The organism is Aeromonas sp. SrichE-2G (assembly GCF_017939565.1).
In the GTDB taxonomy this organism is placed as follows: Bacteria; Pseudomonadota; Gammaproteobacteria; order Enterobacterales; family Aeromonadaceae; genus Aeromonas; species Aeromonas taiwanensis.
Genome location: NZ_JAGKRG010000020.1, coordinates 22169 through 44535, shown reverse-complemented (window position 1 = coordinate 44535; position 22367 = coordinate 22169). Strand labels below are relative to the sequence as shown.

Below are 22367 nucleotides of genomic sequence, written 5' to 3'. Positions count from 1 at the left end.
GGTCGTGTCGTTTATGAGAGGAGAGAGGCGTGATTGCATTGATTCAGCGGGTGTCCGAGGCCAGCGTGACCGTCGAGGGCGAAGTGACCGGGGCCATAGATCAGGGTCTGCTGGTGCTGCTCGGGGTGGAACAGGGGGACGACGAGGCCAAGGCGGACAAGCTGCTGCACAAGGTGAGTGGTTACCGCATCTTCTCCGACGAGAACGGCAAGATGAACCTCAACGTGGGACAGGTCGGGGGCAGCCTGCTGGTGGTTTCCCAGTTCACCCTGGCGGCGGACACCCAGAAGGGGATGAGGCCCAGCTTCTCCGGCGGGGCGCACCCGAGCGAGGCCGAGCGGCTCTACGACTACTTCGTGGCCCGCGCCAGGGAGAGCGGCATGCCGACCGAGACCGGCCGCTTTGCCGCCGACATGAAGGTCAGGCTGCTCAACGACGGCCCGGTGACGTTCTGGCTGCAGGTCTAGCCCCGCTCTGACGAGAGAGGGTGGCGGCTAGGTCGGCCGGCTGGTGGCGTGCAGGATGACGTTGCGATAGCCGGGCACCTGGTGGGTCTGGGTGGGACCAATCCACTCCTCCGCCAGTCGCAGTGCCTGGGCTTGCTCCAGGTGGGTACGTGGCAGCAGGTTGATGATGAGGGTGCCACTGAGGCGAAGGGCCAGCGCCTGATAGAGCGGAGCCTGAAACAGCAGCAGGGGGTTGCCGTCCTGGCTGAACAAATCCAGCAGCACCAGATCGTACTGCTCCTGGCTCTGCTGCAGGAAGTGCAGTGCATCCGCATGGTGCAGGCGTGGAGCGCCTCCCGCCCGGGGTAGGAAGAACTGCTGGAACAGGGTGAGGATCTCCCCATCCAGATCCACGCAGTCGTGGTGGGCGTCGGGCCAGCGCGCCGCCAGATGGCGGGTGAGATCCCCCCCGCCCAGCCCGAGCTCCAGGATCCGGTTTGCCTGCTCTGGCAGGCGATCGGCGATGCACCTCTGATGGGGCAGGCAGAGGCTGGCCGGGTGGCTGAGGCTCATGGCGGATTGCACCACGCCGTCCATTTCCAGCCAGCGGTGGCAGGTATTTTCCAGGATAGAGAGGCGGCGCGCGGGCTTGGCGCTGAGGTGCAACAAGTGGTCGGCTTGGTACGCTTGCAGATTGAAGTCCATGAATTTGCACGGCAAGATGGCTTTCGACCAGTGTAACTCAAGGATGTTGTTATGTACCGGGTGGTTACTCCCCAAACGCCAGCGGAGCTGGATGCCCATTATCAATTGAGCTGCGAGGCATGGGTGCGCAAGCCTTTCAGTCTGTCCGTTGGCGCCAACTCAAGGATCGCTTTATGTACCGGGTAGTCACTCCTGAAACCGCAGCCGAACTGGATGCCTACTACCAGTTGCGCTGGGAACTGCTGCGCAAACCCTTCAACCTGCCGATTGGCTCCGAACGTGACGAATACGATACGGTCGCCGTCCACCGGCTGATGCTGACCGAGGACGGTACCCCCATCGCCGTGGGCCGCCTCTTTGTCGGCGGCGACGAGGCCCAGATCCGCTTTATGGCGCTGCGCCCCGAGTACCGTGGTCAGGGGCTGGGGGCCCGCATGGTGGAGGATCTCGAACAGCTGGCTCGCGACGAGAAGGTGAAGCGGCTGGTGATGAACGCCCGCCAGGAGGCGGTGGAGTTCTATCGCCGCTGCGGCTTCCTCGAGGTGGGTGAGGGGCCCGTCTCTTTCGGCCGCATTCCCCACCGCCAGATGATCAAGTCCCTGAGCCCGTTGCAGACGATCCAGTACCGCCCCGAGTGGTGCCAGGATCTCACCACCCGCTGGTCGCGCGGGATCCCCATCAGCGAGAAGATGGGGGTGCACATCACCCACTACGACGGCCAGACCTTCCACCTCAAGGCGAACCTGGCGGCCAACCTCAACGTTCACGACACCATGTTCGCCGGCAGCATCTACAGCCAGTGCGTGCTGGCGGGTTGGGGCCTCATCTGGTTGCAGCTCAAGGAGACTGGCCTTGGGGGAGACATAGTGCTGGCCGAGGGCAACATCAAATACTACAGACCGGTGAGCGAGGAACCGGAGGCGCGGGTGGCCCGGGAGGGAATGCCCGCCGTGCTGGAACCGCTCAGGGAAGGGGAGTCTGCCAAGTTCAGCCTGCGGGTGCAGTTGTTCAGCGCTCGCAAGCTGGCGGTGGAGTTTGTCGGCCAGTACGTGGTGCTACCCATCAAACGCGGCGGTCGCTGATCCCGGCCGCGCTCCACCCCTCTCGACAACAAGGCCTCATTGCGTGGCCTTGTTCGTTATTGGGAGGCGGTGGCGGGAGCCGGCGCTTGCGCCTGCGGTCGCCAGAGCGGGCCGCTGCGCCCCTGTGCCGGGTAGCGTACGCCAGCCTCCCAGCCGCAGGCCTCCTGCCCGGTGGGGAACTGCCACTCCAGGCCGGGATCCGTGAGGGGGCCACGCCAGCGGGCCAGCAGTTCGGCGCAGCGCCCCTTGTTCAGGATGCCGAGATCCAGCTGCCACTGGTCGGCGGCGAGATCGACGCCACCCTGCAGCGCCAGCAGGTGGGTGATGGTGGAGGCTCCCCCCTGCTCGACCCGCACCTTGCCCTGCTCGGCCCTGGCGTTCAGCTTGATCTGGTAGAAGGGCGTGTCTCCTTGCTGCATCGCCTGCCACAGCGCCTGTGGCGTCAGGGTCGGCGGTGTCTGCTCCTTGAACCAGGCATCCAGCAGGGGATCGATGGCAACCCTGTCCCAGAAGGGATCCTGGCTCTCCAGGCTCAGGCTGCCCTGCAGGGTGCGGCGCCAGCTGGCCGTCTCCTCGCCGGGCTGGCCGTTGAGGTCGGCCCGCAGATCCGCCGTCAGATCCAGCTTGCCCGCGAGCGACACCGGGGCGTGCAGCAGCCTGCCCCACTGATCCAGGTCCAGCTGCTTGCCCTGTACCTGCACGCGGCTCTCCTGCCCCTGCACCTTGCCCCACTGGCCGCTGAGGCTGAGGGAACCCTCATCCGGCAACGTGCTGGCCAGCTTGTTGAGTTGCCAGGCCTCCGGGGTCAGCTCGCCGTCCAGCGCCCCGTTGCGGGCACTGAGGCCGTCCCACACCAGCTCGAACCACTTGCTCTCGATGCGGGCACGGCCCAGCAGCGGGGAGGGCTGGTTGCCCCGCAATGCGAGGTCGCTCAGGTAGAGCTGCCAGCCCGTCAGGGAGAGGGGGATGGCGTCGTCAAACGAGAGCACCTTGAGGCGGTCGAACGCCAGCTTGCGGATCTCGATCTGTTGCGGGCGCCAGCCCTGCCAATCCTGCCACCACCCCGGCGGCAGGCTGATGTCCATGCCGCTCAGGGCCATGTCTTTCAACGTCAGCCTCTGCTGCTGGGGGTCGAGGGCCAGATCCAGGCTGAACTCCCCCTCATAGGCCTTGCCCTGCAGCTCGGCATCGAGCTGTCGGGGCGAGAAGGCGAGCTTGCCCGCGATGGCGTCCAGCTGGAACAGGCCGCGCCCGAGATCTCCCAGGGTGCCGGCGAGGTAACCGCTCGGCTGGGTGCCCGCCTGCCAGTCGAAGGCGGTGAGCTGGCCGTTGAAGTTGTTGAGGGAGAGCTCCTGCTCGATGGCATTGATGCTGATCTGGGCAAGCTGGCCCCTATCCAGGGTGATGCGGTTCAGGGGGAACTCGCCCGGCGGGATGTCACCGAGCTCGACTCGCATGGCGCTTGCCTTGAGATCGTGCAGTTGCAGGCTGCGCTCTGGCCAGTTCAGCACCATGCCGGTCTCGAGCAGGCCGTCGAACAGGTTGGCGCTCAGCCTGTCTGTGCTCAGCACCTGCCCCTCCAGCCGCCCCTTGAGGCTGAGACGGGCCAGGGTGAACCTGGGCGTCTCCAGCTGGTTGATGCCCAGGGTCAGGTTGACCTGGGGCTGGCGTCTCGGGTCGATCAGCTCCCAGTCGCTCAGGGTGGCGCTCAGGCCGCGCAGGGTCAGGGCCTCGCTCTGCAGGCTCAGGTTGTCTATGGTGCTGTCGCTGATGGAGAGGGAGTTGACCGGCAGGGTCGGCAACTGGTTGGGCAGCGGCAGCTTGATGACGGGGCGGATGAGATCCAGGTGAGCGATGCGCACGTCCCGGTTCAGCCAGTCTATCTGGTCTATCTCCAGGTACACCTTGTCCAGCTGCACGGCGTCACCGTAGCGCACCTGCTCCGCCAGCAGGGTATAGGGGTGCAGGGGGTTGAACACCAGCCGCCCTATGGTGACGGGCACCCCGGTCTGCTGGCTGAGCCAGTTGGCGATGGGGCCCTTGGCCCGCTCGGCGTCGAACAGGCCGAGGCCGACCCAGACGAACAGCAACAGGAAGGCGAGGGTGTAGAGCAGGCCGCGTAGCCAGGAATTCATGAGTGCTTTCCTCCTGTGTCTGTTGGTCTCTCAGGGGTTGGGGTAGTGATTCCGCAGGTCAGGCGTTGGAGTAATGGTCCCGCAGCCCCATCCATCGGCGGATCAGCGGGTCCACATGACCAGGATGCCTGTCCATCAGGAAGCGCGCCATCTTCTGCACCTGGGGGATGAGCGGCTGGTCGCGCACCAGGTCGGCGATCTTGAGGTCGGCGAGCCCGGTCTGGCGGGTGCCGAGCAGTTCCCCCGGGCCGCGCAGCTCCAGATCCCGCTGGGCGATGAGGAAGCCGTCGTTGGTCTCCCGCAGTACCCCGAGCCGGCTCTGGGCCGTCTTGGAGAGCGGGGCGTGATAGAGCAGCACGCAATGGGAGGCCACGGACCCTCGCCCGACCCGGCCGCGCAACTGGTGCAGCTGGGCCAGCCCCAGTCGCTCCGGGTTCTCGATGATCATCAGGCTGGCGTTGGGCACATCGACCCCCACCTCGATGACGGTGGTGGCGACCAGCAGTTGCAGTATGCCTGCCTTGAACTCCTCCATCACCCGCTGTTTCTCGACGGGGCGCATCCGGCCGTGCACCAGGCCGATGTGCAGGCCGGGCAGCAAGTTTTGCAGTTCGGCGGCGGTGTCCTCGGCGGCCTGGCACTCCAGCACCTCGGACTCCTCGATCAGGGTACAGACCCAGTAGGCCTGCTTGCCCTCCTCGCAGGCGAGCCTGACCCGCTCGATCACGTCACCCCGCCGGCTGTCCGGCAGAGCGACCGTAGTGATGGGGGTGCGGCCGGGCGGCAGCTCGTCGATGACGGAGGTGTCGAGATCCGCATAGGCGGTCATCGCCAGGGTACGGGGAATGGGGGTGGCGGTCATGATCAGCTGGTGGGGATGCACCCCCTCCCGCTCGCCCTTCTCACGCAGGGCGAGGCGCTGGTGCACTCCGAACCTGTGCTGCTCGTCGATGATGACCAGGGCGAGGCGCTGGAAGACCACCTGCTCCTGGAAGATGGCGTGGGTCCCCACCACCATCTTGACGCTGCCATCGGCGATGGCAGCCAGCGCCTCTTCCCGTGCCTTGCCCTTCTGCTTGCCCGCCAGCCAGCCGACCTGGATGCCGAGCGGCTCCAGCCACTTGGCGAAGTTGATGGCGTGCTGCTCGGCCAGGAGCTCGGTCGGCGCCATCAATCCCACCTGACAGCCGTTGCCGATGGCCTGCAGGGCGGCCAGCGCCGCGACCAGCGTCTTGCCGGAGCCTACATCCCCCTGCACCAGCCGCATCATGGGGTGGCTGCGTTGCAGATCCTGGCTTATCTGTGCCACCACCCGGCTCTGGGCGCCGGTGGGGGTGAACGGCAGGGCGCCGAGCAGCTGCTCCACCAGGGCCGGTGCCGGCTTGAGGGCGCGGGAGAGCTGGGTCTGCGCCTGGGCGCGAACCTTGAGCACCGAGAGGTTGTGGGCCAGCAGCTCTTCCAGCACCAACCGCTGCTGGGCTGGATGCTGGCCGCTCTCGAGCAGGGCCAGCGCCACCGAGGGGGGCGGACGGTGCAGCAGCTTCAGGGCCGCGGCCAGATCGATCTGCTGGGGATAGAGGCCGGCGGGCAGCAGCTCTTCCACCCCGTAGAGGTCGAGCTGGGCCAGGGCCTGGTCGGTGAGGCTGCGCAGGGTGAGCTGGCGCAGCCCCTCTGTGGTCGGATAGACGGGGGTGAGGGCCTCTTCGGTCTGGCCGGCCTGCTCCTCGCCGAGCAGCTTGTACTCGGGGTGGGCCATCTCCAGACCGTACTTGCCGGGGCGGGTCTCGCCGAAACAGCGGATCAGGCGTCCGGCCGCCAGGCTGTTCTTCTGGGCGGCGGTGAAATTGAAGAAACGCAGGGTCAGGCTGCCGGTGCCGTCGCTGATGCGGCACACCAGCATGCGGCGGCGGCCCATGACCAGCTGGGTGTCCTGGATCTCGCCCTCGACGGCGCCGTGCAGGCCGGGGGGCAGATCGCCGATAGGCCACACCTGGGTGCGGTCCTCGTAGCGCAGGGGGAGGTGGAACAGGAGATCCTGCACCGTGGCCAGCCCCAGCCGCTCGAGTTTCTCCAGCATCTTGCTGCCGACGCCCTTGAGGCTGTCGAGAGGGATTTTATCCAATTTCATCAATTAGATGCCCGAAAACACTGTAAATATGTCCAGATGATAGGGGTTGTTGAGGCCAGGATGCAAGCCGCGTTGCAGCCGGCGCTGGCCGGATGTGACAAGGGCCTGCCGAAAGACGACGGGCCCTTGTGATGGATTGGGCGAGCAGCGATGCCCGGGTCGGCACTTGTGCCTCAGATGATGCGCTTGCGCAGGAGATGGTCTTGACCCTGTGGCATACCAGCCAGCAGCAAGAGTGCTGGCCTGCGCCTCAGATGATGCGCTTGAGCAGCAGGTGGGCCTTGACCCTGTGGATCCGGGCCAGCAGCTTGCGCACCTGATCCGGGTAGTCCTTGATCTGCTCGATCTGGTCGAAGTGGCTGATGCGACGGGTGTGGGTCAGGATGCAGTCACGCTCCTCACGGAAACGCGCGCGCAGGTGGTGGTGCTCATCGTGCACCAGCAGGCCGTTCTCCAGATCCAGCGCCCAGGCGCGGGGATTGAGATTGTTGCCGGTGAGCAGGGCCCACTCCTCGTCCACGAAGATCCCCTTGAGGTGATAGGAGTTCTTCTCGCAGCACCAGAGCATCAGGTTGAGACGGCCGCTGTCGATGTGGTGCTGGTTGCGCTCGGCAAACTTGCGCAGGTTGGTCTCGTAGAGGTAGGGGAGGCCGCCTATGGTGGAGAACTTCTCCTCCGGCGGTATGAAGAAGTCGTTGGCGGTCTTGTCGCCCACCACGATCGTCACCTTGCAGCCGCGCCTGAGCAGCGCCTCCACGTCCTTGTTCAGCTCCTTGGGCGGGTTGAAATAGGGGGTGCAGACGAAGATCTCCCGTTCGGTGGCGCGCACCAGGTTGCGGATCATCCGGTTGAGCAGGTTGCCCCGCTTGCCCAGGCCCACCATGGGGGTCACGGCGATCTCACGGTCGTTGGCCGGGATGCTCTCGAAGCGATACTGGCTGGTGCGCAGGCGCTGCTTGAAGCGGCGGATCTGGCCCTTGAGCTGTTTGGCACCGGGGATGCCGGTGCGATCCAGCCGCTGGACGGCCTCGCTGCCGAGGAAGACGTCGTCCACATAGTTGACCATGCTGCGGGTCAGGGCCGGGCTGGTGATCTGGTGGTAGCGATCGAAGCGGTAGCGCTCCTGCTGGTGCAGGTAGATATCGTTGAGGCTGGCGCCGGAGTAGAGCAGGGTGTCGTCGAAGATGAAGCCCTTGAGGTGCAGCACCCCGAGCAGCTCGCGGCCCTTGACCGGCACGCCGTAGATCTCTATCTGGTGCTGGTGGCTGGCGGCCATGGCCTGGTACATCAGGTGGTTGCCCCCCTGCTTGCCCTTGCCGATCAGGCCGCGCTGGGCGCGGTGGAAGTCGACGAAGACCTTGATGTCGAGGGCGGGATTGCGCTGCTTGGCGGCATAGAGGGCGGTGAGGATCTCCCGTCCAGCTTCGTCATCCTGCAGATAGAGCGCGATCAGGTAGATGCGCTGGGTCGCATGGGCGATGAGCGACAGGATCCGGCTCTTGAAGTCCTTGGCGCTGCTGAGTACCTGAAACTGATCCGCGGCAACCGCGATCTGGGGTAAGCGGGTCAGCAACTGTCGATAATGTGCCGATGAATGCATAGAGAAGCCTGAAATCACGGGATGAAGCGTTCCACTCGGGGCGAAGAATAGGCAATTCTAACAATCTGTGGCGATGGGCCCAAGCAAGAATCCGTAAAAAGTCGATGCAGAGTCACATCGGGGCCGGCAGAGGCGGCCCCGATGTCGGCGGGTTAGAAGATGGCGCTGGCCGTGGCCACGATGAGGAAGGCGATGGTGCCGAGCAGCGTCTCCATCACGGTCCAGGTCTTGAGGGTGGTCTTCTCGTCCATGTTGAGGAAGCGGCTGACCAGCCAGAAACCGGAGTCGTTGAAGTGGGAGAGCACGGTCGCGCCCCCGGCGATGGCGATGACGATGAAGGTCAGATCCAGCTCGCTCAGGCCTGTGGTGGCGGCCACGGTCGGCGCCATCAGGGCGGCGGTGGTGGTCAGGGCCACGGTGGCGGAACCCTGGGCGACCCGCAGCGCGGCGGAGACCAGGAAAGCCGCCAGGATCACCGGCATGCCGGTGTCGGAGAGGACGTCGGCCAGGGCCGCGCCGATGCCGCTGGCACGCAGCACGCCGCCGAACATGCCGCCGGCACCGGTCACCAGGATGACGGCACAGACCGGGGCCAGGGCGTCGTTACAGAATTTCTCGAGCTGCACCTTGCCCTGGCTCTGGCGGAACATCCAGAGGGCGTAGAGCACGGTGATGAGCAGGGCGACCGGCGTCTTGCCGACCATGCGCAGCACGTTGACCCAGTCCGCACTCTTGTCGATGACGCCCATGACGCTCAGGGTGTTGAGGCCGGTATCCATGAAGATGAGCACCAGCGGCAGCAGCAGGATGGAGAGTACCTGGCCGAAGCTCGGCGCCTTGTCAGCGATCTGCTCGGCACTGGCGGTGAAGCTCGGGGGCAGGGGCAGTTCAAACTTCTTGCCGGACCAGAGGCCGAACAGGTAGGCACCCAGATACCAGGTGGGCAGCGCGACCAGCAGACCCACGACGGTGAGCAGGCCGATGTTGGCACCCAGCAGCTCGCTGGCGGCCACCGGGCCCGGGTGGGGCGGCAGGAAGGCGTGCATCACCGCGAAGGCGCCGGCGGAGGGCAGGGCATATTTGAGGACAGAGCCGCCAAACTGCTTTGCCACGCTGAAGATGATGGGCAGCATGACGATGAGGCCGGCGTCGAAGAAGATCGGGAAGCCGAACAGCAGGGAGGCGATCCCGAGCGCGAAGGGCGCGCGGTGGGAGCCGAAGCGGTTGATCAGGGTATCGGCCAGTACCTTGGCGCCCCCCGTCATCTCCAGGATCCGGCCTATCATGGCGCCGAGGCCGACCAGCAGGGCGACCGAGGCCAGGGTGCCGCCGAAACCGGTCAGCATGGTGGGGATCACCTGGTCATAGGTGACCCCGGTGGCCAGGGCTGTCAGCATGCTGACCAGGGTCAATGCCACGAAGGCATGCACCTTGAATCGCATGATCAGCACCAGCAACATGACAATGGCTCCGCCCGCTACCGAGAGCAGATAGGTGACATCGGGTGTGTTCATTGCTCCGTCCATAAAGTTGTCCTCAAATGGTTCTAGTTGTTGTTCTGCACAATTCTGTGCTGCACTTCACATTGCGAAACGTTACCGGTAACATGTTACCGGTAACGTGGTAGCTTAGAACCCATCAGGCGAACGTTTTTTGAAAAGTGAGAGAGAGGTCAAATAATGGCGGGCAAGTGCATTATCGTGATGGGTGTGTGTGGCAGCGGCAAGTCCAGCATCGGCCTCAAGGTGGCCAATGCCCTGGGCGCCAAGTTCATCGACGGCGATGATCTGCACCCTCGCGCGAACATCCAGAAGATGGCGGCGGGCAACCCGCTCAACGACGAAGACAGGGCCCCCTGGCTGGAACGGATCCGCGATGCGGCCTACAGCCTGGAGCGCAAGAACGAGCTCGGCGTCATCGTCTGCTCGGCCCTCAAGAAGCAGTACCGCGATCAGATCCGCGAGGGCAACGACTCGGTACACTTCCTCTTTCTGGATGGCAGCCAGTCCCTCATTCTCGAGCGGATGCGGGCACGGCAGGGTCACTTCATGCGCGAAGCCATGGTACAGAGCCAGTTTGATACCCTGGAGCGGCCGGATGGCGAGGCCGGCGTCTTCCGCATCGATATCGACGGGACCTTCGAGCAGGTCGTCGACCGTGCCGTCACCGCGCTGCAGCAGGCGCAATGAGCCATGTCGCGCGCCCGGTCACTGCCGAACGCGCCCGTATATAGAGTTGGAGAGATAGCTATGACCCATCCCGTGATCACCCTGGTGACCGACCGCATCCGCGAGCGCAGCACCGCCCGCCGCGCCCGCTTCCTGGCCCGCATCCAGCGCCAGGCCGAGCAGGGCAAGACCCGCGCCTCCCTCTCCTGCGGCAACCTGGCCCACGCCGTGGCCGCCTCGAGCTGTGACGAGAAGGGGCGCATCCTCGACATGACCCGTGCCAACGTCGGCATCGTCAGCGCCTACAACGACATGCTGAGCGCCCATCAGCCCTATCAGGGCTACCCGGACATCATCAAGGGCGCGCTGGCCGAGCTGGGTCACAGCGCCCAGGTCGCCGGCGGCGTCCCCGCCATGTGCGACGGCGTGACCCAGGGCCAACCGGGGATGGACATGTCCCTCTTCTCCCGGGATCTCATCGCCCAGGCCACCGCGGTCTCCCTTTCCCACAACACCTTCGACGCCACCCTGCTGCTCGGCATCTGCGACAAGATAGCCCCGGGCCAGATCATGGGGGCGCTCTCCCACGCCCATCTGCCCACCGCCTTCGTCCCCGCCGGCCCCATGGCCAGCGGCATCAGCAACGACGAGAAGGTGAAGGTGCGCCAGCAGTACGCTGCCGGTGAAGTGGGCCGCGATGCCCTGCTGAAGATGGAGTGCGGCGCCTACCACGCGGCGGGCACCTGTACCTTCTACGGCACCGCCAACACCAACCAGCTGGTGTTCGAGGCCATGGGCCTGATGCTGCCGGGCTCCGCCTTCGTTCACCCCCACAGCGAACTGCGCCACGCCCTGACGGAAGAGGCGGCTCGTCGCATCAGCGCCATGATCCCGGGCTCCCCGGCCTATCGCCCCCTGAGCGAGGTGGTGGACGAGCGCGCCCTGGTCAACGGCCTGGTGGCCCTGCTCGCCTCCGGCGGCAGCACTAACCACAGTATCCACATGGTGGCGCTGGCCCGCGCCGCCGGCCTGGAACTGACCTGGGATGACCTGAGCGATCTCTCCGACGTGGTGCCGCTCCTGGTGCGCATGTACCCGAACGGCCCGGCCGACGTGAACGCCTTCGAGCAGGCGGGTGGCGTGCCCGGCCTGATGCGCCGTCTGGCGGAGGCGGACCTGATCCACCTGGACGCCACCCCTGTCTTCGGCGAGATGGCGGACTACCTTACTCGTCCTGCGCTGGTGGATGGCAAGCTGGTGTGGCAGCCGGTGGGCGAGAGCCAGGATCCGACCGTGCTCTCCCCCTCCGGCAGCGAGTTCCAGGCGACCGGCGGCACCAAGCTGCTCTCCGGCAACCTGGGCCGCGCCGTGGTCAAGGTCTCTGCGGTCGCCCCGGAATACCGTGTCATCGAGGCACCGGCCCGGGTCTTCTCCTCCCAGCACGCGGTGGAGGCAGCCTACAAGGCGGGAGATCTCAATCAGGATGCCGTCATCGTCGTGCGCCACAATGGCCCGGCGGCCAACGGCATGCCAGAGCTGCACAAACTGATGCCGGTACTCGGCAACCTGCAGAAGGCGGGTCACAAGGTGGCCCTGGTCACCGACGGCCGCCTCTCCGGCGCTTCCGGCAAGATCCCGGCCGCCATCCACGTCACCCCGGAAGCACTGCACGGCGGGGCCATCGGCCTGTTGCAGGATGGCGATCTGCTGCGGGTGGATGCGGTGACCGGCAGCCTCGACTGCCTGACCGATTTGAGCGGCCGCACCCAGGCCGAGATCGACCTCACCCTGGAACAAGAGGGGTGGGGCCGTGAACTGTTCAGCGTGATGCGTCGCGCGGTATCGAGCGCCGAGTGTGGCGCCACCATCTTTGACTAAGGAAGAGCTATGCAGAACTGGAAAGTGACCCCTGCCGAGGTGTTTGCCGCCTCCCCCCTGGTACCCGTGATGGTCATCAACGACCTGGATCAGGCCCTGCCGATGGCGAAGGCCCTGCTGGCCGGCGGCATCTCGGTGTTCGAGATCACCCTGCGTACCCCGGTGGCGCTGGACGCCATCGCCCTCATCGCCAAGGCGATGCCGGAAGCCATGGTCGGGGCCGGTACCGTGCTCAACTGCGCGCAGTTTGACGCCGCCGTCGCCGCCGGTGCCCGCTTCGTCATCTCCCCGGGCATGACCCCGGCCCTGCTGGCCCACGCGGCCAAGAGCACGGCTCCGCTGATCCCGGGCGTGGCCACCCCGTCCGAGGTGATGCAGGCGCTGGAAGCGGGCTACGACCACCTGAAGTTCTTCCCGGCCGAGGCGAACGGCGGCACCAAGGCGCTCTCCGCCATCGCAGCGCCGCTGCCCCAGGTACGGTTCTGCCCCACCGGCGGGATCGGTCCGAAGAACGTGGCGGACTACCTGGCGCTGAAATGCGTGGCCACCGTGGGCGGCTCCTGGATGCTGCCAGCAGAGGCCGTCAAGAGCGGCAACTGGGAGGAGGTGACCCGCCTCTCCCGCGAAGCGGTTGAACTGGTCAAGCGCTAAGCGCGAGGCGTCGTTCGCAATGCAACAGGCCACCCCAGGGTGGCCTGTTTCATATCTGGCGGCGGGAGATCAGCCCAGACTCTCCCCCTCGTAAAGGGAAAAGCCCATGTCCTTGCACCGCTCGGGTAGCGCAGCCCCGCCGAGGCGGGCCAGCAGCATGATGGCGGCTTCGCGGCCGATGGCCTCGCGGGGGGTGACGATGCTCGCGAGCTTGGGGGTCATGGCGTGGCCGATGTCGAGGGCATTGCTGCCGGCGATGGCCACCTGCTGGGGGACCGGGATCCACCTGGCCTGGCACTGTAACAGGGCTCCCACCGCCAGGTCGTCGTTGGTGCAGAACAGGCCGTCGAGATCGGGGAAGCGCGCCATGGCCTGGGCCAGCAACTCTCCCCCCAGGGTGAAGCTGGAGGACTGCTCGGTCAGCAGGTGCTGGCCGGTCAGGCCGAAATCGGCCATCGCCTGGTAGTAGCCCTCCATCCGCAGCTGGGTCCGCACGTCGAGCCGGGCGCCGAGGTAGATCACCTTGCGCCGTCCTCGCCGCAGCATCTCTGTTACCATGGCCCGGGCAGCTGCCCGGTGATCCATGCCCACCACCATGTCGATGGGGGAGAGGGGCAGATCCATGGTCTCCACGACCGGAATGCCGGCGGTGGCGATCATCTTGCGGGTGCGCTCGGTATGCTGGGTGTCGGAGAGGATGAGACCGTCCACGTTGTAGGAGAGGAGCGAGGCGACCTGCTCCTCCTCCCGCTCCGGGCTGTAGCCGTAGTGGGCGAGCAGGGTCTGGTAGCCGGCGGGCCGGGTCACCGCCTCGATACCGTGGATCACCGCCGAGAAGACCTGGTTGGAGAGGGAGGGGATCAGGATGCCGATCGCCTTGCTGGTGGCGTTGGAGAGCATGTCCGGCGCCCGGTTCGGGATGTAGCCAAGCTCCTCCACCGCCGCGGCGATGCGCTCACGGGTCCCCTCGGCCACGGCAGACGGATCGCGCAGGTAGCGGCTGACGGTCATCTTGGTGACGCCGGTCAGGTCGGCGATGTCCTGCAGGGTGGGGCGGCGCTTGCGGGTGTCGTTCATCTGGGGATCCGGCAGTAAATGTTACAGGTAACATTACCGTTTTTGCACAACAATGTCAGCATATGACGCCACCGGGAGGGTCGGGATGATCAGGGACAAGTGCTTCGCGGACGTGCGCTTCGAGCAGCAGGAGGTGGAGGGGGAGCAGTTTGAGGGGTGCCGCTTCCTCGGTTGCCACTTCTCCTGGCTGGATCTGGCCGAGAGCCGCTTCGTCGACTGCAGCTTCTATGACAGGGAGCGGGAGCTGGGCTGCCTGTTCCAGGGCTGCGATTTGCGGGAAGCGAGCTTTCTGCGCTGCGATCTGACCCTGGCGGATTTCGGCCGCAGCCAGTGTCTGGGGCTGGAGATGCGGGACTGCCAGGCCATGGGGATCAACTTCGCCCACGCCAGCTTTGCAAACCGGATCACCGCCAAAAGCTACTTCTGCGAGGCCCATCTCACCGGGAACAACTTCAGCTACGCGAACTTCGAGCACTGCCTGCTGGAGCGGTGCGAGCTGAGTGGCAATCGCTGGCAGGGGGCCAGCCTGCTGGGGGCGTCCCTGGCGGGTTCGGATCTCAGTGGCTCCGAGTTCGGCCAGCTGGAGTGGACCAGCTTCAACCTGCAGGGCTGCGATCTGCGCCAGTGTGATCTGCCCGGGCTGGATCTGCGTCGGGTCGACCTCACCGGAGTGCAAATCAATGAAGAGCAGCAGCAGGGGTTGCTGGAGCAGATCGGGCTTGTCGTCTTCCCCTGAGGGGATGGAAAAAGAGGTAATTTTTCATCAAAGGACGTTGTCCGTGGCGGCAGTGCCCTTCACCATGAAAAAAGCCTGCGCAAGGCAGGCTTTTCGTTGTGAGGATCCGGGGGTCAGCGTCTGGCCAGCCACTTGGTCGGGTTGATGGCCTCGCCCTGGTAGCGAATTTCGAAGTAGAGGCCGGCGCGCTCCTGGCCCCCGCTGTCGCCGACCAGGGCCACGGGCTCACCCTGTTCCACGTTCTGCCCCACCTGGCGCAGCAGCGATTGATTGTGGCCATAGAGGCTCATGTAGCCCTTGCCATGGTCGATGACCAGCAGCATGCCGAAGCCGTCCAGCCAGTCGGCATAGACCACCTGACCCGGCGCGACCGCCTTGACCTGGGTCCCTTCGCTGGCACCGATCAGGGTGCCCTTCCACTTCAGCTCGGCGGTGCGCGGTGACCCATAGGAGATGAGGATGGGGCCCTGGACCGGCCAGCGCAGGTTGCCACCCGTGCTGAGTCCGCCGTAGCCGCTGCTCGCCTTGGCGCTCTTGCGGGCGGCCGCCTGCTGCTCCGCCACCCTGTCCTGCTGTGCTGTGACTCTGCGCTGTTCGGCGGCGAGTCGTTGCTGCTCGCCGACCTGACGCTGCTGGGCGGCGATCCGCTGCTGCTCCGCGAGGCGCTTCTGTTCGGCGGCCAGACGCTGCGCCTCGAGGCGGCGCTGGCGCTCCTGCTCGGCCTTGATCTTGGCCAGACGCTCCCGCTCGGCCCGCTCGCGGCGCTCCTGCTCTTCCCGCTGGCGACGCAGCTCTTCCAGCCGCGCCTTCAGCGCCTTCTCCGCCTTGACCAGCCTGGTCAGTTTCAGCTCATCGTTTTGCACCGACTGCTGCAACTGGTTGCGCACCTTGGCGCGGCTCTGCTGGCTGGCCAGCAGGCTCTGGTGATGTTGTTGCTGCTCGCCGAGCAGGGTCTGGAGACGGTTCTCGGTCTCCTTGGTGGCCTGCTGATTCTTGGCCAGCTTGTCGCGGGTGGCACGCAGGGCGTCGATGGCCTCGATGCGGGCCTTGTTGAGGTAGTCGAAATAATCGAGGGCACGGCTCAGTTTGGCCGGATCCTGCTGGTTGAGCAGCAGTTTGAGGTAATCGTGGTTGCCCGCCTGGAAGGCGCTTTCCGCCTGCTTGGCCAGCAACTGCTTCTGATGTTTCGCCTGTTGCTCCAGCGCCAGCTTGTCCTGCTGCAGGCCGACCAGCTTCTGCTGGTTCTGCCTGAGCTGCAGTCTGGTCTGATCGAGCTTGGCGGCGGCGGCCGAGATAGCCTGCTCATCGGCCTTGAGCTGGGTGTTGAGCTTGGCCAGCTCCTGCTTGCTGAGCTTGAGAGTCTGCTGTTGTTCCTTGATCTGGGACTGCATGGCGCCAAGCTGCTGGTTGGCAGCCTGGGCCTGAGTACCGATCAGGCAAAAAAACAGCGCGCCGGCCAACAGGCCGACGCGACTGGTTTTCTGTGAAATAGCTTCGCATCCCCGCATGGGGCGGATTATTTCAGAATCATCAGGGGCTTGCCAGTCATTTCCGGCGGCACGGGAAGACCCATGAGAGTCAGCATGGTGGGGGCCAGATCGGACAGTTTGCCGCCTTCCACCACCTCGGCCTTGCGACCGAAGTAGATGAGGGGAACCGGGAGATTGGTGTGGGCGGTGTGAGCCTGACCGGTCTCTTCGTCCATCATCTTCTCGGCGTTGCCGTGGTCGGCGGTGATGAGGCACTCGCCACCCACTTCCGCCAGGGCGTCGGTGACGCGACCGATGCAGTGGTCGACGGCCTCACAGGCCTTGACCGCAGCATCGAATACGCCGGTGTGGCCGACCATGTCGCCGTTCGGGTAGTTGCAGATGATGACGTCGTACTTGCCGCTCTTGATGGCGCCGACCAGCTTGTCGGTCAGCTCTTCGGAGCTCATCTCCGGCTGCAGGTCATAGGTGGCCACTTTCGGGCTGGCGACGATCTCGCGATCCTCACCGGTGAAGCAGGCCTCTTCGCCGCCGTTGAAGAAGAAGGTGACGTGGGCGTACTTCTCGGTCTCGGAGATGCGCAGCTGGGTCTTGCCCTGCTTGGCCAGCCATTCACCCAGGGTGTTCACCAGGGCGGTGGGCGGGTAGGCACAGGCGGTCTTGATGTCGGCCGCGTACTCGGTCAGCATCACGAAGTTCAGGGCCGGGGTGGTGGTGCGGACGAAGCCGGTGAAGTCGGTGTCGACGAAGGCGCGGGTGATCTCGCGGGCGCGGTCAGCACGGAAGTTCATGAAGATCAGCGCATCGCCATCTTCCATCGGTGCAGCGTCGCCGATACGGGTGGCCTTGACGAACTCGTCGTTCTCGTCGCGGGCGTAGGCGGCAGCCAGGGCTTCGGTGGCGGACGCGGCGGTGAACTCGCCCTTGCCCTGGGTCATCAGGTCATAGGCCTGCTGTACGCGGTCCCAGCGGTTGTCGCGGTCCATGGCGTAGTAACGACCGATCATGGAGGCGAAGCGACCCTTGCCCAGGCGGGCAAACAGGGCGTCGAACAGCTCGATGGAAGACTGGGCGGAGCGCGGCGGCACGTCGCGGCCATCCAGGAAGGCGTGGAAGTAGATCTTCTCGGCGCCACGCTTGGCGGCCATCTCGATCATGCCCATGATGTGCTCTTCGTGGCTGTGGACGCCACCCGGGGACATCAGCCCCATGATGTGCACGGCCTTGCCCTTGGTCACGGCGGCGTCAACGGCCTTGGCCAGCTCGACATTCTGGAAGAAGGGGCCGTCCTGGATGTCCTTGGAGATACGGGTCAGCTCCTGATAGACGATGCGACCGGCGCCGATGTTGACGTGGCCCACTTCGGAGTTGCCCATCTGGCCGTCCGGCAGACCCACGTCCAGGCCGGAGCCGGAGATCAGGGTGCTGGTGTAGTCACGGGCCAGGCGGTCCAGGTTCGGGGTCTTGGCGGCAGCGACGGCATTGTGCTCTTGCTTGGTGCTGTAGCCCCAACCGTCCATGATGACCAGAACCAGCGGTTTCTTAGCTGTTGACATAAGGCTATGTCCTCTCGGATAGGAATGAATTGCGGGAAGTGAAACTAGCGTAATATTACTACATCTGCCGAAATAGTCACCTGATAGCCAAGTCCCTCTCCAGCCTCGGTTTTTAACTGTTATCCCGCTGTTTTCGGCATGTTGCCGGCTTGTCTGCCGCGGCGGCTTTTCCTCTTTTGCTCCCCTCTTTTCGGCAGTGCGCATCCTTTCGTTTGGCCCGGACGGAGGAGGAAGAATCGGCAGCAATCCCTGATGGGAGCTTGCTCTCGCTTTGCCGCCAAGATGGCTGATCTTATGCAGGCCCCCATGTATACTCGGGCCCTTGTCTTGGTCCCTGGATAGTAGAAGATGCAAGAGTATTTGGATTTCGCGGCCCGTAACCCGCTGCTGACCGCAGCCTGGCTGGGCCTGGCAGGCACTCTGGTGTATACCACTGTGCGTGCTCGTTTTTCTCCGGTGAAGGCAGTCAACAACCACGCCGCCACCCTGCTGATCAACCGTGAAAATGCCACCGTCGTGGATATTCGCAGTCAGGATGAATTTGCCAAGGGCCATCTGGCCGGGGCCCATCACCTGCCGCTCACCCAGATCCAGGCGAATAATCTGGGCCCGGTTGAAAAGCACAAGGATGCCCCCATCATAGTGGTGTGCGAGTCGGGGATGACAGCTGGTGGCGCGGGTCGCCAACTGAGCAAGGCCGGTTTCAAGCAGGTATATGTGCTCAGCGGTGGCATGGCCCAATGGCGTGCAGACAATCTGCCGGTGACCAAAAAACGCTGATTTAAGGGCCTGCGCCCACTCATTATCTTAAAAAGGAATCAAACGAAATGGCTGACGAAATCAACAATCAGGAAGTGCAACCGGAATTCCACATCCAGCGTGTCTACACCAAGGATGTCTCCTTCGAAGCCCCGAATACTCCGCACATCTTCCAGAAAGAGTGGCAGCCGGACGTCAAGCTGGACATGGACACCAAGACCAATGTCCTGGCCGACAGCGTCTATGAAGTGGTGCTGACCCTGACCGTCACCTGCAAGCTGGAAACCGAAACTGCCTTCCTGTGCGAAGTGCAGCAGGCCGGCATCTTCACCATCGGCAACCTGCCGGAGCCGCAACTGGCCCACTGCCTGGCGGCCTTCTGCCCGAACATCCTGTTCCCTTATGCCCGCGAAGCGGTGTCCAACCTGGTGAGCAAGGGTTCCTTCCCGCAGCTGAACCTGGCACCGGTCAACTTCGACGCCCTGTTCGCCCAGCATATGGCGCAGGTACAGGCCCAGCAGGCGACTGCGGAAGCCTGATAATGGCCGACCAGATCGCTATCTCGGTCCTGGGGGCGGGGTCTTATGGCTCCGCCCTTGCCATTTCTCTGGCGCGCAACGGTCATCCGACCCTGCTGTGGGGTCACGACCCCGCCCACGTCGCCGAGCTGGAGCAGGATCGTTGCAACAAGGCCTTCCTGCCGGATGTCCCCTTCCCGGCCGATCTGAAACTGACGGCGGATCTGCAGGCGGCGGTGCAGGCCGCGCCCGTGCTGCTGCTGGTGGTGCCGAGCCATGTGTTCGGCCAGGTGCTGGCACGGATCAAGCCGTTCCTGCGCCCGGATACCCGGATCGCCTGGGCGACCAAGGGGCTTGAGCCGGACAGCGGCCGTCTGCTGCAAGATGTTGCGCGGGAGGTGCTGGGGGATGCCATCCCGCTGGCGGTCATCTCGGGTCCGACCTTCGCCCGCGAGCTGGCTGCCGGCCTGCCGACCGCCATCTCGGTGGCCTCCACCCACGATGACTTTGCCGACGATCTCTCCCACCTGCTGCACTGCGGCCGCTCGTTCCGGGTCTATACCAATCCGGACTTCATCGGTCTGCAGCTCGGTGGTGCGGTGAAGAACGTCATCGCCATCGGGGCGGGTCTCTCCGACGGGCTCGGCTTTGGCGCCAACGCCAGAACCGCGCTCATCACCCGTGGCCTGGTTGAGATGCAGCGCCTCGGCGCCGCCCTCGGGGCCGATGCCAAGACCTTCATGGGGATGGCGGGGCTCGGGGATCTGGTGCTGACCTGCACCGACAACCAGTCGCGCAACCGCCGTTTCGGCCTGGCCCTGGGGGCCGGCAAGTCGGTTGACACCGCCATGACCGAGATAGGCCAGGTGGTGGAAGGCTATCGCAACACCAAGGAGGTGCATCTGCTGGCGGCCCGCTGCGGCGTCGAGATGCCCATCTGCGAGCAGATCTTCAAGGTGCTGTACGAGGGCAAGAACCCGAAAGAGGCTGCCATCGCCCTGCTGTCGCGAGACAAGAAGGACGAGTAATCTGCCCGCCGCAGCATGCAAAAGGCCCCGCCAGTTGACGGGGCCTTTTCTTTGCCGCGAGTCTAAGCCACAAGGGCGACAAATCAGTAGTAGGAGTGATCGCCGCGCTGGTGCTCGGTGGCATCTTTCACGCCGTTGAGCTCGCCCGGGAATTTCTCCAGCAGCTGCTTCTCGATCCCCTCTTTCAGGGTGTAATCGACCATGGAGCAACCGTTGCAACCGCCGCCGAACTGCAGGATGGCCAGCTTGTCGTCGGTCAGCTCGACCAGGGTGACCTTGCCGCCGTGACCGGCCAGCATGGGGTTCACCTCGGACATCAGCACGTATTCGATGCGATCGATCAGGGGGGCGTCGTCGGCCACCTTGCGCATCTTGGCATTCGGCGCCTTCAGGGTGAGCTGGGAGCCCATCTGATCGGTGACGAAGTCGATGGTGGCGTCCACCAGGAAGGGGGCGCTCAGGGGATCGACCAGGCAGTCGAAGCCGCTGAAAGGCAGGTGCTGATCTTCCGGATCGACCGCGTCGGGTGGGCAGTAGGATACGCCGCACTCGGCATTCTGGGTTCCCGGATTGACCACAAACACCCGGATGTTGGTGCCATCAGGCTGTTTTTCCAGCAACTTGCGGAAGTGGGCCTGGGCGGTGTCGGAAATGCTGATCATCACTATCCTCATAAACCTGAGTGTACGACTAGGGTATTCATGATAACTCGCTTGGCTGGGCTTGGGTAGCGTGCCGATGGCGAGCTTGTGAGCTCGAGCGTATCAAGATAATGCCGCCATCGGTCTCGTTGGCCGGATCCCTGCCCGGTTATGTGGGGTGCCTGAGCGTGCGGCAGATGGCCCACACTTCCACCGTGGTGACGCCGCTCTCATGGAGCAACCGGGTGAGCTGGCTGGCGGTGGCCCCCGTGGTCACCACATCGTCGAGCAGGGCCACGTGCCGGTAGTGATGGGGCGCTATCTGGAAGGCACCGCGCAGATTGCGCCGCCGCTGGCCGACACTGAGCCGGGTCTGCTGTGGGGTCGCCCTGACCCGGCGCAACAAGCGGCCGTCGCAGGGAATGCCGGTGAGCTCGCCGAGGGCGAGCGCTATCTCCTCCGCCTGATTGAAACCGCGCCACCACTGGCGCCACCAGTGCAGGGGGACCGGAATGATGGCTTCCGGCGGATCGTTTATATCCAGATGGTCTGCCAGCAGCCGGGCGAGTAGAGGGGCCAGGAGGATCTGGCCCGAATATTTCAGCCCGGGGACGAGCAGGGAGTAGGGGGTCTGATAGTCGCCGATCACCTGCAATCGCTCCCAGGGCGGCGGCCTGCGTTGGCAGCGTCCGCACAGCAGTTCGCTCTCTCTATGCTGATCCGGCAGTGGCGCCGCGCACAGCCGGCACAGCCTGCCGCCCTGATGCAAGGCCTGGCGGCACCAGGAGCATAGCAGGGGAGTTTCGTCGCAGGGCTGGCGGCAGAGCAGGCACAGACCCAGCCAGTCTGCCCGGCTGCCGAGGATCGGGCTTGCTTTGCCGAGCAGCCGCTTTAACATGCAGGCTCCAAGCAGATAAACAGGGATCTTGAGTCTAGATGAGCGTATCGGTTGAGCGGTTTGGCCAGGGCCCGGACCTGGTGTTGTTGCATGGCTGGGGCATGAACGGGGCTGTCTGGCACGGCATTGCCAGCGAGCTGGCAGCCCACTACCGGTTGCATCTGGTGGATCTGCCCGGCTTTGGCAACAGCCCCCTGCAAGCAGGATGCGAGTACTCTCTGCCCTGGCTGGCAGAGCAGGTGGCGGCCGTCCTGCCGGAGAAGTGCCATCTGCTCGGCTGGTCCCTCGGCGGCCTGGTGGCGAGCCAGCTGGCCCTGACGCGGCCTGAGCGCCTTCATTCGCTCATCACGGTGGCCAGCTCCCCCTGTTTCATGGCACGGGATGAATGGCCCGGGATCGCCCCCAAGGTGCTGGCAGGCTTCAACCAGATGCTGGCGGGTGACTTCATGCAGACCATAGAGCGCTTCCTGGCTATTCAGGCCATGGGCAGCGAGCACGCCAGGAACGACATTCGCCAGTTGCGTAACTGGCTGGCGGAGCGCCCGGCCCCCCAGCTTGCCGCGCTGGAGGGGGGGCTCGCTCTGCTGGCAGAGGTCGACCTCCGGGAAGCGCTGGTCAACCTGGATCTGCCCTGGCTGCGACTCTACGGCAGGCTGGATACCCTGGTGCCCAAGGCGGCCATCCCGCTGCTGGACGAACGTTATCCCGCCAGTCGCAGCCGGGTGCTGGACAAGGCGTCTCACGCCCCTTTCATCTCCCATCCCGAGCAATTCATCACCCTGCTGCGGCAGTTCATTGGCTGAGATTTGAGCGGCAGGCTTCAATAACTCCTCAGGTTGGTGGATAATTAGCCAACCCCATAGAGGAGTGT

General features: G+C 64.8%; 20 protein-coding genes. 10 read left to right on the top strand and 10 right to left on the bottom strand.

The features are described 5' to 3' along the window. The first annotated feature begins 29 nt into the window (after positions 1-29). Positions 30-467, top strand: coding sequence for a D-aminoacyl-tRNA deacylase (gene dtd, locus J9885_RS14460; RefSeq protein ID WP_043763382.1), 438 nt, complete (start codon positions 30-32; stop codon positions 465-467). A 27-nt stretch (positions 468-494) separates the two neighbouring features. Here dtd and J9885_RS14455 read toward each other — a convergent pair whose 3' ends face one another. Then, on the bottom strand, positions 495-1151 hold the full coding sequence (locus J9885_RS14455; RefSeq protein WP_246876966.1) for a methyltransferase domain-containing protein: 657 nt from the start codon (positions 1149-1151) through the stop codon (positions 495-497). Between the two features lie 173 nt (positions 1152-1324). On the opposite strand from J9885_RS14455, the gene J9885_RS14450 reads away from it, so the two are divergent. After that, complete coding sequence (locus tag J9885_RS14450) at positions 1325-2233, top strand: bifunctional GNAT family N-acetyltransferase/hotdog fold thioesterase (protein ID WP_043763380.1); 909 nt, start codon at positions 1325-1327, stop codon at positions 2231-2233. Positions 2234-2289: 56 nt separating this feature from the next. Here the strand turns inward: J9885_RS14450 and J9885_RS14445 are convergent, their stop codons facing one another. The 4 genes from J9885_RS14445 to J9885_RS14430 form a co-directional block, all read right to left on the bottom strand. Further along, positions 2290-4368 carry an AsmA-like C-terminal region-containing protein gene (locus tag J9885_RS14445; protein WP_210549866.1) on the bottom strand — a complete coding sequence of 693 codons (2079 nt, stop codon included), beginning with the start codon at positions 4366-4368 and terminating at the stop codon, positions 2290-2292. A 58-nt stretch (positions 4369-4426) separates the two neighbouring features. Next, a complete protein-coding gene (gene recG / locus J9885_RS14440; RefSeq protein WP_210549865.1) occupies positions 4427-6496 on the bottom strand; it encodes an ATP-dependent DNA helicase RecG in 2070 nt (689 codons plus the stop codon). A gap of 250 nt (positions 6497-6746) precedes the next feature. Beyond that, complete coding sequence (pssA, locus tag J9885_RS14435) at positions 6747-8096, bottom strand: CDP-diacylglycerol--serine O-phosphatidyltransferase (protein ID WP_043763376.1); 1350 nt, start codon at positions 8094-8096, stop codon at positions 6747-6749. 152 nt (positions 8097-8248) lie between these two features. After that, positions 8249-9610: a GntP family permease gene (locus J9885_RS14430; RefSeq protein WP_231557827.1), complete on the bottom strand. Its 1362-nt coding sequence runs from the start codon at positions 9608-9610 to the stop codon at positions 8249-8251. A gap of 165 nt (positions 9611-9775) precedes the next feature. Between J9885_RS14430 and J9885_RS14425 the strand changes: the two genes are divergently transcribed. From J9885_RS14425 to J9885_RS14415, 3 genes are read left to right on the top strand one after another with little or no spacing between them, the layout of a single operon-like run. Then, entirely contained in the window at positions 9776-10285 is a 510-nt protein-coding gene (locus J9885_RS14425; protein WP_043763373.1) for a gluconokinase, read from the top strand. A 60-nt stretch (positions 10286-10345) separates the two neighbouring features. After that, on the top strand, positions 10346-12142 hold the full coding sequence (gene edd, locus J9885_RS14420) for a phosphogluconate dehydratase (protein ID WP_210549864.1): 1797 nt from the start codon (positions 10346-10348) through the stop codon (positions 12140-12142). 9 nt (positions 12143-12151) lie between these two features. Next, positions 12152-12793 (top strand): bifunctional 4-hydroxy-2-oxoglutarate aldolase/2-dehydro-3-deoxy-phosphogluconate aldolase, encoded by a 642-nt coding sequence (locus J9885_RS14415; protein ID WP_043763368.1) that lies wholly within the window; start codon positions 12152-12154, stop codon positions 12791-12793. A 69-nt stretch (positions 12794-12862) separates the two neighbouring features. Here the strand turns inward: J9885_RS14415 and J9885_RS14410 are convergent, their stop codons facing one another. Beyond that, on the bottom strand, positions 12863-13870 hold the full coding sequence (locus tag J9885_RS14410; protein ID WP_043763365.1) for a substrate-binding domain-containing protein: 1008 nt from the start codon (positions 13868-13870) through the stop codon (positions 12863-12865). Between the two features lie 85 nt (positions 13871-13955). Between J9885_RS14410 and J9885_RS14405 the strand changes: the two genes are divergently transcribed. Further along, entirely contained in the window at positions 13956-14606 is a 651-nt protein-coding gene (locus tag J9885_RS14405) for a Qnr family pentapeptide repeat protein (RefSeq protein WP_210549863.1), read from the top strand. A 113-nt stretch (positions 14607-14719) separates the two neighbouring features. Here the strand turns inward: J9885_RS14405 and J9885_RS14400 are convergent, their stop codons facing one another. After that, positions 14720-16114, bottom strand: coding sequence for a peptidoglycan DD-metalloendopeptidase family protein (locus tag J9885_RS14400; RefSeq protein WP_210549862.1), 1395 nt, complete (start codon positions 16112-16114; stop codon positions 14720-14722). An 8-nt stretch (positions 16115-16122) separates the two neighbouring features. Continuing rightward, positions 16123-17652 (bottom strand): 2,3-bisphosphoglycerate-independent phosphoglycerate mutase, encoded by a 1530-nt coding sequence (gene gpmM, locus J9885_RS14395; RefSeq protein WP_210549861.1) that lies wholly within the window; start codon positions 17650-17652, stop codon positions 16123-16125. 348 nt (positions 17653-18000) lie between these two features. Here gpmM and J9885_RS14390 point away from each other — a divergent pair, with 348 nt between their 5' ends. From J9885_RS14390 to gpsA, 3 genes are read left to right on the top strand one after another with little or no spacing between them, the layout of a single operon-like run. Then, a complete protein-coding gene (locus J9885_RS14390) occupies positions 18001-18432 on the top strand; it encodes a rhodanese-like domain-containing protein (RefSeq protein ID WP_042078414.1) in 432 nt (143 codons plus the stop codon). Positions 18433-18479: 47 nt separating this feature from the next. Continuing rightward, the gene (gene secB, locus J9885_RS14385; protein ID WP_010672547.1) at positions 18480-18950 is read left to right on the top strand and encodes a protein-export chaperone SecB; all 471 of its coding nucleotides are present in this window, start codon (positions 18480-18482) and stop codon (positions 18948-18950) included. A gap of 2 nt (positions 18951-18952) precedes the next feature. Beyond that, positions 18953-19957 (top strand): NAD(P)H-dependent glycerol-3-phosphate dehydrogenase, encoded by a 1005-nt coding sequence (gene gpsA / locus J9885_RS14380; protein WP_210549860.1) that lies wholly within the window; start codon positions 18953-18955, stop codon positions 19955-19957. 83 nt (positions 19958-20040) lie between these two features. On the opposite strand, the gene nfuA is transcribed toward gpsA, so the two are convergent. Beyond that, positions 20041-20619, bottom strand: coding sequence for a Fe-S biogenesis protein NfuA (nfuA, locus tag J9885_RS14375; RefSeq protein ID WP_010672549.1), 579 nt, complete (start codon positions 20617-20619; stop codon positions 20041-20043). A 148-nt stretch (positions 20620-20767) separates the two neighbouring features. Beyond that, on the bottom strand, positions 20768-21496 hold the full coding sequence (locus J9885_RS14370; RefSeq protein ID WP_210549859.1) for a ComF family protein: 729 nt from the start codon (positions 21494-21496) through the stop codon (positions 20768-20770). A 38-nt stretch (positions 21497-21534) separates the two neighbouring features. Between J9885_RS14370 and bioH the strand changes: the two genes are divergently transcribed. Further along, entirely contained in the window at positions 21535-22299 is a 765-nt protein-coding gene (bioH, locus tag J9885_RS14365) for a pimeloyl-ACP methyl ester esterase BioH (protein WP_210549858.1), read from the top strand. Positions 22300-22367 lie beyond the last annotated feature (68 nt).